Origin of the sequence: Pseudomonas gingeri, from assembly GCF_013385635.1 — a bacterium.
In the GTDB taxonomy this organism is placed as follows: Bacteria; Pseudomonadota; Gammaproteobacteria; order Pseudomonadales; family Pseudomonadaceae; genus Aquipseudomonas; species Aquipseudomonas gingeri_A.
In genome coordinates this window covers 232,183-247,491 of the sequence record NZ_JACAPR010000028.1, presented here as the reverse complement: position 1 = coordinate 247,491, position 15,309 = coordinate 232,183, and the positions used below count along the sequence as shown (strand labels likewise).

The 15,309-nt window shown below is 61.7% G+C and carries 15 protein-coding genes; 4 read left to right on the top strand and 11 right to left on the bottom strand.

Annotated elements, in window-relative coordinates; genetic code table 11:
• Window positions 1–53 precede the first annotated feature (53 nt).
• Together HX851_RS29520 and HX851_RS45360 are read left to right on the top strand one after the other, a co-directional pair.
• The gene (locus HX851_RS29520) at window positions 54–542 is read left to right on the top strand and encodes a GFA family protein (RefSeq protein ID WP_017127162.1); all 489 of its coding nucleotides are present in this window, start codon (window positions 54–56) and stop codon (window positions 540–542) included.
• A gap of 15 nt (window positions 543–557) precedes the next feature.
• Window positions 558–1,493, top strand: a complete 936-nt coding sequence (locus HX851_RS45360; protein ID WP_218173546.1) for a cycle-inhibiting factor — start codon at window positions 558–560, stop codon at window positions 1,491–1,493.
• Window positions 1,494–1,501: 8 nt separating this feature from the next.
• Here HX851_RS45360 and HX851_RS29510 read toward each other — a convergent pair whose 3' ends face one another.
• The 6 genes from HX851_RS29510 to HX851_RS29485 all read right to left on the bottom strand — a co-directional run bounded on the left by HX851_RS29510 (window position 1,502) and on the right by HX851_RS29485 (window position 7,953).
• The gene (locus tag HX851_RS29510; protein ID WP_177064931.1) at window positions 1,502–2,167 is read right to left on the bottom strand and encodes a hypothetical protein; all 666 of its coding nucleotides are present in this window, start codon (window positions 2,165–2,167) and stop codon (window positions 1,502–1,504) included.
• 273 nt (window positions 2,168–2,440) lie between these two features.
• Window positions 2,441–2,857 carry a DUF6124 family protein gene (locus tag HX851_RS29505; RefSeq protein WP_177064933.1) on the bottom strand — a complete coding sequence of 139 codons (417 nt, stop codon included), beginning with the start codon at window positions 2,855–2,857 and terminating at the stop codon, window positions 2,441–2,443.
• Window positions 2,858–3,531: 674 nt separating this feature from the next.
• Window positions 3,532–4,431: a hypothetical protein gene (locus tag HX851_RS29500; protein ID WP_177064935.1), complete on the bottom strand. Its 900-nt coding sequence runs from the start codon at window positions 4,429–4,431 to the stop codon at window positions 3,532–3,534.
• A 338-nt stretch (window positions 4,432–4,769) separates the two neighbouring features.
• Window positions 4,770–4,970 carry a hypothetical protein gene (locus tag HX851_RS29495; protein WP_177064937.1) on the bottom strand — a complete coding sequence of 67 codons (201 nt, stop codon included), beginning with the start codon at window positions 4,968–4,970 and terminating at the stop codon, window positions 4,770–4,772.
• Window positions 4,971–5,003: 33 nt separating this feature from the next.
• Window positions 5,004–6,902, bottom strand: coding sequence for an MAC/perforin domain-containing protein (locus HX851_RS29490; RefSeq protein ID WP_177064939.1), 1,899 nt, complete (start codon window positions 6,900–6,902; stop codon window positions 5,004–5,006).
• Between the two features lie 229 nt (window positions 6,903–7,131).
• Window positions 7,132–7,953, bottom strand: a complete 822-nt coding sequence (locus HX851_RS29485) for an aldo/keto reductase (RefSeq protein ID WP_177064941.1) — start codon at window positions 7,951–7,953, stop codon at window positions 7,132–7,134.
• Between the two features lie 270 nt (window positions 7,954–8,223).
• On the opposite strand from HX851_RS29485, the gene HX851_RS29480 reads away from it, so the two are divergent.
• Both HX851_RS29480 and HX851_RS29475 read left to right on the top strand, forming a co-directional pair.
• Window positions 8,224–8,439, top strand: coding sequence for a TOBE domain-containing protein (locus HX851_RS29480; protein WP_017124334.1), 216 nt, complete (start codon window positions 8,224–8,226; stop codon window positions 8,437–8,439).
• Window positions 8,436–9,515: a sigma-54 interaction domain-containing protein gene (locus HX851_RS29475; RefSeq protein ID WP_177055790.1), complete on the top strand. Its 1,080-nt coding sequence runs from the start codon at window positions 8,436–8,438 to the stop codon at window positions 9,513–9,515. The genes HX851_RS29480 and HX851_RS29475 overlap by 4 nt, the downstream gene beginning before the upstream one ends.
• A gap of 52 nt (window positions 9,516–9,567) precedes the next feature.
• Here HX851_RS29475 and HX851_RS29470 read toward each other — a convergent pair whose 3' ends face one another.
• From HX851_RS29470 to HX851_RS29450, 5 genes are all read right to left on the bottom strand, one after another.
• Complete coding sequence (locus HX851_RS29470) at window positions 9,568–10,710, bottom strand: LLM class flavin-dependent oxidoreductase (protein WP_177064944.1); 1,143 nt, start codon at window positions 10,708–10,710, stop codon at window positions 9,568–9,570.
• Window positions 10,700–11,716, bottom strand: coding sequence for an LLM class flavin-dependent oxidoreductase (locus HX851_RS29465; RefSeq protein WP_177064946.1), 1,017 nt, complete (start codon window positions 11,714–11,716; stop codon window positions 10,700–10,702). The genes HX851_RS29470 and HX851_RS29465 overlap by 11 nt, the downstream gene beginning before the upstream one ends.
• Before the next feature lie 228 nt (window positions 11,717–11,944).
• Window positions 11,945–12,940 (bottom strand): LLM class flavin-dependent oxidoreductase, encoded by a 996-nt coding sequence (locus HX851_RS29460; protein WP_177064948.1) that lies wholly within the window; start codon window positions 12,938–12,940, stop codon window positions 11,945–11,947.
• Window positions 12,937–13,956, bottom strand: a complete 1,020-nt coding sequence (locus HX851_RS29455) for an LLM class flavin-dependent oxidoreductase (RefSeq protein WP_177064950.1) — start codon at window positions 13,954–13,956, stop codon at window positions 12,937–12,939. Before HX851_RS29455 ends, HX851_RS29460 begins: the two co-directional genes overlap by 4 nt.
• On the bottom strand, window positions 13,953–15,281 hold the full coding sequence (locus HX851_RS29450) for an LLM class flavin-dependent oxidoreductase (protein WP_177064952.1): 1,329 nt from the start codon (window positions 15,279–15,281) through the stop codon (window positions 13,953–13,955). The genes HX851_RS29455 and HX851_RS29450 overlap by 4 nt, the downstream gene beginning before the upstream one ends.
• Between the last annotated feature and the right edge of the window lie 28 nt (window positions 15,282–15,309).

The window sequence follows — 15,309 nt, the reverse complement described above, 5'->3', positions numbered from 1 at the left end:
ACTTTCCGGCGTCGCCGGGCTCGAATCATCAGGCCAATACAGGAGGGAAGACCATGCTGCTCGAAGGATCCTGCCATTGCGGCGCGGTAACGTTCAGTCTTACCAGCGCGCACCCTTATCCCTACCAGCGCTGCTATTGCTCGATCTGTCGCAAGACCCAGGGCGGTGGCGGTTACGCGATCAACCTCGGTGGCGACGCGACGACGCTGAAGGTCAGGGGGCGCCCGCACATCGCTATCTACCACGCGAAGATGAAAGGCGAGGGCGAGTCCCGCAGCCATCGCAGCAGCGCCGAGCGGCATTTCTGCAAGGAGTGCGGCAGCGCGCTGTGGTTGTTCAGCCCCGAATGGCCGGAACTGATCCACCCCTTTGCCTCGGCCATCGACACACCGCTGCCGGTGCCGCCCGAGCACACGCACCTGCTGCTGGATTCGAAGGCACCCTGGGTCGAGGTCGACGTGCGAGCAGGCGACCAGCAGTTCGAGGGTTATCCCGAGGAATCCATCGCCGAGTGGCATGAGCGGTTGGGATTGACGCGCTGACCGGACACTTTTCCCGTGGAACCGGAATGGCCTGTCCGTTCACTCACTGTGTCCGGACTATCAGCCAGGACACCCACCATGAGAAATTACCTCAACTCATTGCGCCCGAGTCAGCCAGATCCACGCCTGCAATCACGGACGAACAACAGCAACGCGGTTGCCAGGGCATCAACCTCGACCGCGGCCCAGCCGGTCAACAACCCGTCGACAAGGCACCTGCAGCATTTCGCCAAGATGACCGCGCAAAATATCAAGGCCAACGCCTTGCTCAATAGCGATAACAACGAGGTGCCGATTCATTACAAGAATCCTGGGGAAATTCTCGCGGCGATCGACCGTAATATCGAGCAGACGGCGAAGGATTGGGGCTGCTCGAAGCAGGACGTGGAAGCCATGTTGGGCAGCAGCAAGCGCTTCAATGCGCCTGTTTGCGGAGTGACCGCGAATAACGTGATGAAGCTGTTTCTGGACAGCAGCCAGCGCAGCTACAGCTTCGAACACGGTCAACCCCTATCCTTGTCGCAGTTGAAGCAGCAACTGGCGTCATTGCCAGCAGACAGGAACTTCATTCTCCGGGTCAACGACGAGGCCATGGGGCACGCCTATGTCATCGATCTGCCGGCGAGCAACAAACCCCAGCGCGATGCCTTTCTCTATCAGTCCGATCTGGGCGATGGGGCCACCCGTCCCCTGCGTCTTGAGGACTGGATGAGCCGTCAGGCCGAACGACCCATACCGTTGGGCGAAGTTGTCCGACATTTCGATAACATGACCGAGCGAAAAGCGGACGTGCAACATCTCGCCAGGCTGTTCGATATTGACGGCAACCCCGCGATGCTGCGTCCGGAGCGCCTGAACAACAAGAACGGGTTCAATTTTCAGCTTGAAGAGTACAGCCTGAAAAACCTTGAGAAGAACATGAAGGCCGTGACGGCCAACTGTGCGTCATAGGTCACTCGTTAAGGACGCTGGCTGAGCAAGGCACTGACGCCTTCGATTTTGCTCAGCCATGCAGCGGTTCTAGGGCATCTCCACGAAACGAGATTCATCATCCGCTCCAGGTCGGCAACCAGGCTCCTGGCAAAAATGGGCTCGTGGTGGGCAATCCGATTTCGGATTTTTCTAACGCCTTCCAATGCGTCAAAAATCATTTGTCGGCAGTGTGCGGGGCTCCTGTCGGCAGGCATGCCAGGGAATGACGTCAGTAGGTGAGGCAACCACAAGCGATCATCAAACCTGTGTGTGAAAAGTTTGCCCCAGAATGCGAATTTCAATTCCGGGATGACTGCACCTGCGTTGCGTGAACGCGCCTTGCTCCGTGCTGACTCCATTTCCTTGCGCATACTGAATCCAGAATGGGGATCCGGCAGGCTCCGCTCAAAACTGATCGACCAGGGCCACTGGGGCCCATAAACCTGACCCAGGACTTCGGATGCCGCGTTGCGGACCGCCACTTCGCATATTTGTTGAGGGAGCATGAACGCACCGGAAATCTTCGCGTTCCATGCGTACAACGACAACGCATGCCGGGTGTTGGACGTCTTCAGCGTACGAACATAGGTGCTCAACCGTTCTTTGGAGAGCGCTGATTCGACAGCTTGAGCATCGGCGGCGCAGACGGGCACTGGGCAACTCCTTGACTTGGTCTGGCTTGGGCAATAACATTGTTCCACTTGCTCCGGGATTTGTTGGTGATTACCTCCCCCTGGAGAAACACGAAAAAGCTCATCGAAAGATGGGCTTTTTTCGTTTCTGGGCAAATGATCGCTGAAACGCTCGTTCACGGCGAAGGTGGGAGTAATTCACTTCGTTACCTGAGAGTGGGACACGCCGTTCGGACCATGGGGTGGCATCAGTCATCGGTCGCCGCAAACATCACGGCGTGCCGATCACAAGCGTCAGGTGTGAGTCTGTGGGGATGCCCCATCCAGCAGTGCATCCACCACGGTTCGTGACAAGGTCACGCAATGGATCAACCCCATCAGCAGATCCCGTTCGAAACCACTCAGGCGCGGGCAGATTTCATCGGCGTTCAGTTCGGCGGATTTGAGCAATTGAGATACCTGGGTCAGCGCGACCCTGGCGGTGATGCCAGGTTGGACGGAGAACAGCGCGGGAGTGGACGAGGTGTTGGATTCGACGGCTTTGAATGCCGTGGCGGGCAGTTTTTCGAGAAGTATCGACGTTTGATCATGCGGCGGCTTTGATGGGATCTGTCCCCGCGAATCGCGCGTTATCCGGCTCGGACAGGTCGCTTTTTCCGCGACACTGGCAGTGCTGCAAGGTGGTGGGTCTGGAGTGATTTTCTTGACCATGGCGAATCTCCTATTACGTTCATAGGGTTCGTCCACACTTGCTGCGAGACAAGGGTGGCGAACTGCACGCAGGTTCGCAGACCGGTGAATAGGAAAACCGGCAGGCATAAGCCTCCTGCGCACAGCCCGCCATAACGCGGATACAAAAAAGCCGCTTTCGCGGCACTATGCGCCTATTCATCGCCGGGCTGCGAAACCCGTATCGCTGAATTTGCAGCGATCTCCGGACTCTAGCCACCACAGCAGACGCACACAATATTCTCCCATGCCCATGATGTGTAGGAAACCGGTGTATTTTCGGAAAGCCATTTCGACCCGTTGCTGGATGTTACAGCTGCCCGGCAAAGCGTGAGAGGGGCGCAAGCTTCTGGTTGAGTGAATCGCTATTCAGCGTCAAGGTCAGCTAGCTGAGCAACGTACTGACACCTTCTTCCAGCGCGTCAAAAATCATTTGTCGGCAGTGTGCTCGGAGTAATTCACTTCGTTACTTGAAAACGCGACATGCTGTTCGGGCCAAGGTACCAGTGACAGGGATTCAGGCCGCTAGCCTGGCAGAGACCGGACACCAGCAATCGGCAGCCATGATATTACGGCTGCCGATCACTCTTCTCAGTTGAGCGATGGTTCTGTCACCCCATCTGGCAGAGCCACCACTACAGTCAGAGACTGAGCGACTAAGAACTTATTTTAAAATCAAAAACAACCACGCTGGTCGGAACTGGATAAATGATATCTGGACCACCCAGGCTTCTAATAGCTGTCAAATGAAGAAAAGAACCTTTTTCGCCGTGAAAGAACGCTACCCCTTCATGCTCCCACTCATAAAAATAATCTGGATTATCCGGGGTGGGCAAATAGTCCCCCAAATGAACATCAGACACCGTACCGTCCATCAAATCTATGACCTTCATTTCTTCTTCTGAAATAACATAAAGATAGCCGTCATATACCTTCCCAGCCTGTACGTCACGGATACGTCGAGACAGCTGCAATTGTTCACGGACAGGCGCACCAGACCACAACGAAGCGATCGAAAATATGTTTAGTTTCTCTGGACTATATTTTGATGTGTAAACAACGCCGTGTGCTTCGTCAGCGGCGACCCAAGGCACGCCGTTATCCTGATCCTCGTCGCGAGGCAATAACGTCTGCTTCCCGGTGTAAGCGAACGTCTCCGGATCGAATGTAGCCAACATGGGGTTCAAATAGTTTTCTCCCGCATATCGTTTATCTTCGAGAGGCGCCAGTATTTCTCCATCGAGGATATCAATGCACCCCACATGGTTAATTCCATACCGGGTGAGATCTGCAGGAAAGAGAAATTTCCTGGCAAAGTCTTCGACATAGCCAATGTCCCCTCTTGAAAATCCGGCTTGAGAGAGCACAGGCAGCGTAATGCACCCAGAGAAAAAACCCCGATTGGTTTCAGGGTCGTAGGCAAGCCCTTGAGTGAGCGTGTAGGGACCAAGTGGGTTATCGGCAATATCGAATACAGTCTTATCAACGCATGTCCAATTTACCTGAGGAGCCTGCGCGGCGGTCCCTTTGACAGAATCGATATGTTCCTTCTGCATGACGATACCTCCTCGTTGGATCCGGTGAGTTATTGAAACGATGACAAAAGAAACATAGGGGCGTCATGCCCAACTGGATACTGTCAGAAATGACAGGTGATTAGAATTTTTTGGAGCAGTCATTACTCCAAAATCGCAAATAGCCCCCGCCATCCTCTTCATCGACAGAAAAGCCCCACTCCACGATATGCAGAGGCTTTGATTGGATCTGCGCCAACAAATCATGCATGACCCGGCCGCCATAACGCGGACATAAAAAAGCAGCCTCAACGACCAATGCCAGTCAGTTTGGCTGACTGGCATTAGCCCTTCCTTCATGGCACCTGGAACGCTTGCTGTCAGCCCGGCCAGATCGTGGCTCGGGCCGGTTGGCTGTCGAGAGGGTATTTGTAGTCCTTGGTATCCGAGGCCTCGATCTTGAAGTGCTTCAATGCATCGGCAACCCATATTGCGCAGAGGTCGTGATTGGCATATTTCTCTTTGCTGCAGTAGGTAATGCGGGTCGATTTCTGCAGAAACGACTGGTATCCCTTAGGCATTTCAATACTCCTTTTCAAATAGACAAACAGGGGTCAGAGCACACGACTGACGTCACTTGGCGACCAGCGCAGTTCTGTGTCCTCGCTCCTGTACGACGCCACTTTCACGCGCCGATCGTCAAAGGCACGCAGGTCCCAGTGCGGTTGGTAAGACAGGCACAGAATATGGGGGTAGCGCAGATCCCACAGGTTGATGTCGAGGTTGGGGGCGAAGGGTCGTAGCACGGCTTCCTTCTCCAGGGCCGCGCCGCCGCTGTCCCATTGCAGGACGCCGCAGGTCTGGGCGTTGATCAGATAGACGGGGTGCATGTCGTGTTTCGGACCCGCCGGCTGCGCGTACCACAGTGCCTTGCTGGCATCGCCCGCGCTATCGTCTTCCAGGATGACGCGCTCCGGGACATGGGGATCGACGGCAATCTGGCGGGTGTTCCAATGCTGGCTGCGCAACTTCAGGAAAGCGATGGCTTCCCCCTGGAAGATATCATTGCAGGCGAACTTCGCCGTACCGTCTTCAGTGGTATGGAGGTCAGCGAAAATCTCAAGTTCCGGCCGTAGCGTGCGCTGCGGATCGCCGAAGCCGATCACATAGGCATCCCCGCCCTTGTCATGGGAGGTGCCGTTGCCGTAGCCGATCAGCCCGTAGCTTATGCCGGCATAGGGGCACGGCACGCAGCGCAGGGAATCATCGCGCCAGCGATGCAGGGTCGCCTCCGAGCCGCCGCATTTATTCTTCAGGAAAGCGATGATGTGATCCGGCGGGCAGTAGCGGCTTTCCCGCGGCCAGAATTCCGTCGCCAGCAGGACGATGACGTGCTCAAGTCCCATGGACTCGACATCGGACTTGAACGCATTCCAGAACTGGTTGATGTCGGACACGGCGCTACCGATGGCGGGGGCCGCGAAATGCTGTTCCCGTCCCTCCAACGTCTTGCGGTCGATCACGCGCACCTTGATGGCGGGGCTGCCGACGGCATCGGACGCCAGCTCTCGCCGTTTCATGTTGCCGACGGTGAGGCTGCTGTAGCTCCAGGTCGAATGGACGCTCAGATAGCGCCCCATATAGTGATCCAAGGCCGTCTGTGCCGCAATGCGCCGCTTGTCGTCGGCAATGAAGGCGTGGACAGGCTTGAATTCCCGCCCGACAACCACCGGTTTTTTCCCGACGGAAGCGACCCATTGGTTCGTCTTGTTGTCATACTTCTTCGGCTTCGTGAAGATGGCGTCGGAGAAGATGTCGTTGTCACCGCCCTCAGTGGTGACCGAGGCGTCGCGGCTCTCCATGTACTGCTTGCGCTCGACCGTGTCATCGATCGAACCATCCGCCGTGAAGAAGATGCCGTACTCGGCCTCCAGCTCGATCTTGATCTTTTCGAGTTCCGTCACTTTCGATTTCTTCACCAGGGCCTGGAAGTACAGCGTGCCGCCCAGCGTGATCGAGGTCACCACGTCGGTCCCGAACATGTCGAAGAACCTATAGAACTTATGCGCCTCCTCATGGCTGAACACCGTAGGCAGGCGGGCGACTTCCGTGGTGAATTTGGGCGAGAGCGTCGCGGCCGAGACGGCATCGAGCTTGGCGCCGCCGAAGACCAGGCGCAGAGTCCGTACAGCGGCGGTGTTGTCTTGATGGGAGGTGTATTTCTTTTCAAAGTTGAGGTGAAATTCGGCGGAGAATTCACCATAGCTGGCCGTCGTATTGAACTTGATCTTTGTGTCGCGGCGATAATCCAGAATCGATCTGAAGAACGACGAGTAATCTTCGCGACGCGTATCCGTGTGCCGCTGGATGCCGGCGCCGGATGCAGGGTCAAATACGCGCTCGTCCGGTGCCCGGGCTGCGCTGAGGCGGTTTCGACCATAGCCGAGATCGCCGTTGAGCTTCTTGTAATCCGCGGCCTTGATGACGTTGGTCATGTCCATTTCGTCGCTCATGGTTTGCTCCTGCCTGGTAATGGGTTGATGGATAACTGCGTTATCGAGTTGGGTCTTGACCTTATCGGGGCGAGCCAATATGAGGCGGCGGCGCTCACGGCGACAGGCCACGGTGGTATCAGTTCAGGATCAGTTCGGTATCAGACGCAACGATGAGAAATGAGCGAGCCGCAGCTCTGCGTCGATGGAGAGATGATCTGTTCGAGCGCCGCGGGCTTTCCCGGCGCCCTCAGACCATCGCCAACCGATGCTTGCGCTTGGGCGGTACGAACACCCGGTCGATGGCGTCGAGGTCGTGTTCGTCCAGCTTCAGTTCGGCCGCCGCCGCATTGAGCCGCACATGCTCCAGGTTGACCGCCTTGGGGATCGCCAGCACGCCGTCCTGGCGCAGCACCCAGGCCAGGGCCACTTGCGCCGGCGTGGCGTTGTGCCGTTCGGCGATATGCTGGAGGGTCGAACTGTCGAGCAGGGCACCACCCTGGCCGACCGGGCAGTAGGCCATCAGCGGCAGGTTGTGTTGCTGCCACCACGGCAGCAGGTCGAACTCGATGCCGCGCTCTTCCAGGTTGTAAAGCACCTGGTTGGTGGCGCAGAACGGCGAGGCCAGTTCCTGCAGGTCCTCGACGTCGAAGTTGGATACGCCCCAGCGGCCAATCTTGCCCTGTTCGCGCAGTTGCTCGAAGACCTCGACGGTTTCTTCCAGCGGGTACTGGCCGCGCCAGTGCAGCAGGTACAGGTCGATATGGTCGGTGCCCAGGCGTCGCAGGCTGCGTTCGCAGGCCAGGGGAATGCCCTTGCGGCTGGCGTTGTGCGGATAGACCTTGCTGACCAGGAACACCTTGTCGCGTTGCCCGGCGATGGCCTGGCCGACGACTTCCTCGGCACCACCCTCGGCATACATTTCGGCGGTATCGATCAGGCTCATGCCCAACTCGATACCGGTTTGCAGGGCTCGCACTTCGTGGGTGCGCTGTTGCCGGTCCTCGCCCATGCGCCAGGTGCCCTGGCCGATGACGGGAACGGCCATGCCGGCCAGATCGAGTGTTCGCATTGAAGCCTCCTTGGAAATCGGGCCGGGAGAAACGGGCCTGGCAATCAGTGTTATCCGTGTGGCAGCAACCGACGCCCGAGGTTCCGTCGCGCAGGCCTTTGGGAGTTGATTCTAGCCAGGGTGGACGCAGGCCGGGGAGGAATGGATCTCTTATTCTTTTAAGGAATAAAATGATGATTATTAATTCCTTTTGAAAAATCCGATAAAGGTGCACTTTAGCTCCAGCACTGCACGATGTACGTGCCCCTTCACCAGACAGGAAGCTGCCCCATGACCATCAAAGCGATCAACGTCCGTAACCAGTTCCGTGGCGTCATCAAGGAAATCCTCATCGGTGACGTGGTCTCCGAGATCGATGTGCAAACCGCTTCGGGTATCGTCACTTCCGTCATCACCACACGCTCGGTCCGCGACCTCGAACTGGCGGTCGGCAGCGAGGTGATCGCCTTCGTCAAATCCACAGAAGTCTCCATCGCCAAACTATGAGTACGAGCCCCGGACATCCCAGTCCGATCCTGACCCTGCCGCAGGGCGAAAAAGATCCGCTGTCGATTCGCGCCAAGGCCCTGGTGTTTGCCGACCCGCGCTCCCGGCAATTGCTCGATTACCTGCAGCGGGTCGGTCCCAGCGAAGCGCCGGTGCTGATCAATGGCGAGACCGGTACCGGCAAGGAGCTGGTGGCGCGTTATATCCATTCCTCCAGCGGTCGCAGCGGCGCCTTCGTGCCGGTGAACTGCGGGGCGATCAGCGAAACCCTCGCCGAGAGCGAGTTCTTCGGGCATGAGGCCGGGGCCTTTTCCGGGGCGGTCGGGCGGCGTGCCGGCTGGTTCGAGGAAGCCGACGGCGGCACGCTGTTTCTCGATGAGATCGGCGACCTGCCGCTACCGTTGCAGGTCAAGCTGCTGCGGGCCCTGCAGGAGCAGGAAATCGTCCGGGTCGGTTCGCGCAAGCCGATCAAGATCAATATCCGCCTGGTGACGGCGACCAACATCGACCTGGAGCAGGCGGTGGAGGCGGGGAATTTCCGCCTGGACCTGTTCTACCGGATCAATGTCGCCCAGGTCCAGGTGCTGCCGTTGCGCGAGCGTCCGCTGGACATCCTGCCGCTGGTGGAACACTTTCGCAAACTCTACAGCCTGCGCCTGAAAATCAGCGAACCGATGCTTTCCGAAGCGGCCACCCAGGCGCTGCTCGACTACCCCTGGCCGGGCAATATCCGCGAGCTGGAAAACGTCGTGCACCTGGCCCTGCTGGTGGCGGGCGACAAGCCGATCCGTCCGGAACATCTGAAGTTCTCCGCCGGGCTCAGCGCTTCGCGGGCAAGCTCCAGTAGCAGCGTGGCGCGGGTTCCCCAGGACGTGATGCGCGAGCAGTTGCTGCGTCTGTTCGAGGTGCCGGGGGAAACCCTGCTGCACGATATCGAGGACCTGATCGTGCGCGAGGCCTTTGCCTTCTGCGGCTTCAACCAGTTGCGCACGGCCGAGTTGCTGGGGATCACCCGCAATGCCATGCGCACCTTGCTGGTCAACCATGGGATGCTCAAGGGGCGGGTTAAGTCCTGAGGTTGTTTGGTTGGGGGATAGAGGGGGATGGCCGCCTTTGGCGGATCGCCGGCTACAGGGGGCGGTGTTGGGTTTTGGGCTGTGTGGTGCTGATCCGCCGCAGTTGCGGCAGCAGTTCGCTGCCCAGGTGAATCGCTTCCTCCAGGTGCGGAAAGCCCGACAGGATAAAACTGTCGACCCCCAGTTGGTGATATTCCTCGATCCGCTCGGCCACCTGTTCGTAGCTGCCCACCAGGGCGGTTCCCGCACCGCCCCTGACCAGACCGACACCGGCCCAGAGATTGGCCGAGACTTCCAGTTCCCGAGCCCGCCGCCCGCGCCCCTGGACCAGTTGCGTCTGGCGGGTCTGGCCGACCGACTCGTAGGCCGCCATCTGTACCTGGGCGCGCTCGATGGCTTCCTTGGGGATTTCCTCCAGCAGCTTTTCGACATGGGCCCAGGCTGCATCGTCAGTGGCCGCGGCAAAGATGTGCAGGCGCAGGCCGAAGCGCAGGCTGCGGCCCTGCAGGGCCGCCAGTTCGCGCATGCGTTGGATGCGCTCGGCGATCATCGACGGCGGTTCGCACCACATCAGGTAGGTCTGCGCATGGGCCGCACCGACCTGTTCGGCCGCGGTCGAGGCCCCGCCGAAGTAGATTGCCGGCGCCGAGGCATGGGGGGTGATCGGCGTCGCGCTGCTGCTGCGGTAGTAACGACCGTGGAACGGCAGGCCCTTGCCGGCCCAGACCGCCTGGAACACCTGGAGGAATTCGGCGGTGCGGGCGTAGCGTTCGTCATGCTCTAGAAAGTCCCCCAGCGAGCGCTGTTCGAAACGACTGGAACCGCTGACCACATGCAAGGCCAGGCGGTTTTCGCTGAGCAGTTGCAGGGTCGCGGCACGGTGCGCGGTATAGGCGGGCAGTTCGAGGCCGGGGCGCAAGGTCAGCAGGAACTTCAGCCGACGCACCTCCTGGGCCAGCACCGCGGTGATCAGCCAGGGGTCTTCGAAACCGCTGGCGGTGGGCACCATGATCGAATCGAAGCCGGCCAGTTCGGCGGCGCGGACGATCTGGCGCAGATAGTCCAGGGTCGGGGCCCGTTCGCCGGCCTGCAGCAACCCGCTCTTGGGCAGGCCGCTGCTGGTCAGGTGGCGGCCGTCGCCATTGGTCGGCAGGAACCAGTCGATTTCGAGCGGGGTACGAGGGTCATTGGTCATGCACGGTGCGCTCCTTGCGCAAGCCTTGGGCCGTCAGCAACGGCAGGATCTGTTCACCGAAACGCAGCACCTCGCGGACCGCCGGCTGGCCGTGGACGATCACCTGTTCCAGGCCCAGGCCATGCAACTGTTGCAGGCGGGTGGCGACCTGGTGCGGGGTGCCGACGATAAACAGCGGTTGATCGCTATGGGGCTGCCACAGGTTGGGGTGGATTTCAAAGCGCCGGGCCGGATGCCGATGACGCTTGAGCGGCAGGACCCGGGCGGAGGTTTCATGGGCCTGGAGCGGCACCTGTTCCAGGGAGGCCTCGGCGGCGTCCCAGGCCTCGTCCTCGGTGTCGCGCACGATCAGCCCGAAGCTGCTGGCAAAACCTGGGTGGCCGGCGTTGCCGCGCAGCCGCTCGATGGCCTGTTGCAGCCAGTCCGGCGAGCCGGAGCGCAGCAGGCAGAAGCTGGCATGGCGAGCGATCAGTGCGGCGTCCTGGGAGTCATCCAGGACAATCGGCGGGGCCGGTAGCGGGCGGCGGGCGACCCCGGCGTTTTCCAGCTGGAAGTAGCGTCCGTCATAGTTGAACTCGGCGCTGTCGGGCTGCAGCAGCGGGCCGAGGATATCCAGGTATTCGCCGATCCGCTCGTTGCGCTGGTCGCGGTTGAGCCACTCGCCGAAGGCGCTGCGCAGGCTGCCTTGCTCGCTGTCGGGCAGGTGCAGGCGCACGCGGTGGGCGCTGATCGATTGCAGGCTCTGCAAGGTGGCGGCGAGGGCGGCCGGAAGCATGACTTCCGGTGGCACGCTGACCGTCAGTTGCACCCGCCGGGTATGGGCGCAGAGCGCCGCCGCCACGCCCAGGCTGTCGGCGCAATGGGCGCCGCCGGGAATCCACAGGCCATCGAGCCCGGCGTATTCCGCGGCCTGGGCCAGTTGCATCCATTCGCCGGGGCGCTGGGCCCACCCCGGGGTCTGGCCGGGACCGCAAAGCGGCAACTGCCAGCTGAATTCAAGTGCCATGGGGGGCCTCCGGAGAGGTTCGGGGTGGGTGGCGGTGGTGTGTCAGATACTGCGCGTTGTTGCCGATCGCCGGCAAGCCGGCTCCTACAGGGGAGGTGTTGGATCGGGGGTTAGGGGATGGCTGCAGGATTTGTAGGAGCTGGCTTGCCAGCGATGGGGGCCTTGAGCCCTGCGGTGCCGGTGCGGGCGCTATCGCCGGCAAGCCGGCTCCTACAGGGGGCGTGGCGTTCATGTGGGTTGCCAGCCGAGTGCCGGGGCGATCTCGCGGGCTAGGATCTCCAGGCGGCGGAGAATCTGCGCCTGGGTCGAGCTTTCCGCCTGGACCACGGCGATTACGTAGTCGGCATAGGGCAGCAGCGACGGGTCCTGGCGCAGGCTGGCGATCACTTCGTCCGGATGACCGTGGTGCACGTTCATCAACCGCAGGTGTTCTTCCAGGTCGACGGCTTCGTCGATCAGCCCTTCACGCTTGAGCCGCGGGATATGCCGCTCGATATCGACCGCCAGTTCGGCCCGGGCACTGGCGCGGTCGGCGGCGGGGAAGATCGCCCGCACCACGCCGATGCGCGATGGCTTGTCGTCATGCGCCCAGGCTTGCAGATAGGCTTCGGCCAGGGGCCTCTGCACGGTCAGCGGATCATGGGTCGCCGTGCCCAGCAGCAGGCCGTTGCCCTGGCGCGCGGTGTAGGCCGCGCCTTCGAGGCTGCCATGGGAATGCCAGAGTCGGCCTGCCAGGGCAGCGGCCGGCGGCTGCAGGGTCAGGTCGCTGCTGGCATCCACCGGGCCGCCTTCGAGCAGTTGCTGCAACCGTTGCTGATGGTGGGCGAAGTCCTGTTGCCGCTGTCCGGCTTCGCGGCGGAAGGCGGCGAAGTTGTCGAGGTTGGCGCCGCCGCTGCCCAGGCCCAGTTGCAGGCGTGCGCCGCTGAGGCTGTCGAGTACGCTGGCATCTTCGGCCAGGCGTACCGGGTCTTCGAAGGGCAGGACGATGACCCCCGTGCCCAGCTCGATCCGCCGGGTACGCTCGGCCACCGCCGCCAGCAGCACCAGCGGCGAAGGCAGGCGGCCGAAACCGTTGCTCAGGTGGTGCTGGGCAATCCAGCCACCGTCGAAGCCAAGGGCTTCGGCGACCTCGAACTGCTCGATCAGGTCGCGGTAGACCTGCCGTGGATCGTCGCCGAAGGCGTGGCTGAGAAAACCCAGCTTGAAGGGTTTGGCACTGCTCATGGGCGGTGGTTCTCCAGAGGCGCTGGGCGCTCGCTGTGGGGGCGCCAACCCAGGGCGGGGGCGATCTGTTCTCGGATGATTTCCAGCGAACGGATGGCCTCGCGCAGCGGGGTATTGGCGGTTTGGACCTGGACGATCAACTGGTCGTTGGCGCTCAGTCGCGGCCCCTGGGCGAGGCCTTCGATAATTTGCTGCGGCGAGCCATGGAGCACGCCGAGGCGACCGAGCACGCTGTTGAAGTCGTCATCGAGCCCGGCCCGGTAGACGCCGATGCTCTGCTGGCGCCGCACATAGCCGAGGATATCGCTGTGCAGCGCCGAGCCCTCGGCCGCGGCGTCCGCGCCGGGGAATACCGCCTGCACCCGGGCGACCCTGGCCGGGGTGCCGTTGTCGCCGGTCCAGGCGTTTCGATAACGTTCGACCAGTTCCACGCCGGCCTCGGCCGGCAGGTGCGGATTGGGCGCCATGATCAGCCCGTTGCCGCGGGCGGCGACCAGTTCGACCCGCGAAGTCGCTTCCCACAGTCGTCGTCCGAGTCCTTCGGCGCGGGGCAGCAGGCGCAGGCCGTCGTCGTTCAAGGGGGTGTTGCCGAGGGCCGAGCGCAGGCGCTGCAGGCGTGTTTCATAGTCGCGGTGCCGTTCAGCGTGGGCGAGGCCGAAGGCGTCGTAGGTCTGCGGGTCGAAGCCGGCACCAAGGCCCAGTTCCAGGCGCCCGTTGCTCAGCAGGTCGAGTACCGCGGCGTCCTCGGCCAGGCGCAGCGGTTCTTCCTGCGGCAGGACGATAATCCCGGTGCCCAGGGCAATGCGGCGGGTTCGCTGGGCGATGGCGGCCAGCAGGACCAGGGGCGAGGGCAGGCGCCCCTGTTCACTGGCGAAATGATGCTGGGCCACCCAGCCACTGTCGAAACCCAGTTCCTCGGCGACCCGGAACAACTCCAGGGTGTCGCGGTAGACCTGCGGGTCGAAGGTCGGGCGATAGACCCGGCTGAGAAAGCCCAGTGAGAAACCGCCGCTCATGATCGGCTGAACCGGTTGGCCGGGCGCGGCAGCCCGAGGTTTTCCCGCAGGGTACGGCCGGCGTACTCGCGACGGAACAGCCCGCGTTCCTGCAAGAGTGGAATCACCTGGTCGACAAACACCTCGATGGCGCCCGGGTAGTACGGAAAGAACACGTTGAAACCGTCGCAGGCCCGGGCCTGGAACCAGGCCTCGAAGCTGTCGGCGATATCGGCGGGCGTGCCGATCACCGGATTGCCGCCGGCCAGGTGCAGGTACAGCTGGCGGATGCTGAGGTTTTCCCTGCGGGCCAGTTCCAGCACCTTGTCCCGGCGACTGCCGCGCTGGCCCACCGGGGTATCCGGCAGCGGGCCGTCGAGGTCATGACCGCTCAGGTCGATATCGTCGCCGAGGGTGTCGGCCAGCAGGCGCAGGCCGAGTACCGGGTCGATCAGCGCCTGGAACTCTTCGAACAGCGCCTGGGCCTGTTCGCGGGTCTCGCCGATAAAGGGCGTGACGCCGGGGAGGATCTTGATATGGTCCGGATCGCGGCCGAAATCGGCGGCCCGGGCCTTGATGTCCTGGTAGAACGCCTGGGCGGCGGACAGGTCGTGATGGGACGCGAAGATCAGTTCGGCAACGCGCGCGGCCAGGGTCTTGCCGGCTTCCGAGGCGCCGGCCTGGACCAGCACCGGATGGCCCTGGGGCGGTCGGGCGACGTTCAACGGGCCGCGTACGCGGAAGTGTTCGCCCCGATGGTTGAGCGTGTGCAGCTTGTCCGGGTCGAAGTACTGGCCGCTGCGCTTGTCGCGGACAAAGGCATCGTCGTCCCAGCTGTCCCACAGGCCCTTGACCACGTCGTGGAATTCCTCGGCGCGCTGGTAGCGGTCGCCGTGGTCGATATGGTTTTCCCGGCCGAAGTTCCAGGCCTCGTCGGAGACCACCGAGGTCACCAGGTTCCACGCCGCGCGGCCACCGGACAGGTGATCGAGGGAAGCGAACTTGCGGGCGATATGGTACGGCTCGTTGTAGCTGGTGGTGGCCGTGGCGATCAGGCCGATATGGGTGGTGACCGCCGCGAGGGCGGACATCAGGGTCAGCGGCTCGAAGTGTTCGGCGCGGGCGGTGCGGCTCAGGGCATCGTGATGATGACCCCATAGCGCGACCACGTCGGCGACGAACAGGGCGTCGAACCTGCCGCGTTCGGCGGTTTGGGCAATCGCCTTGAAGTGGCCGAAGTCCAGGCTGGCATCGGCCTGGGCCAGGGGATGACGCCAGGCGGCGACATGATGACCGCTGTTGGCGAGGAAGGCCCCCAGCTTGAGTTGATCGGTACGGCGGGTCATGGGCAGGCTCCCGGTGAGCGGGGCGGCG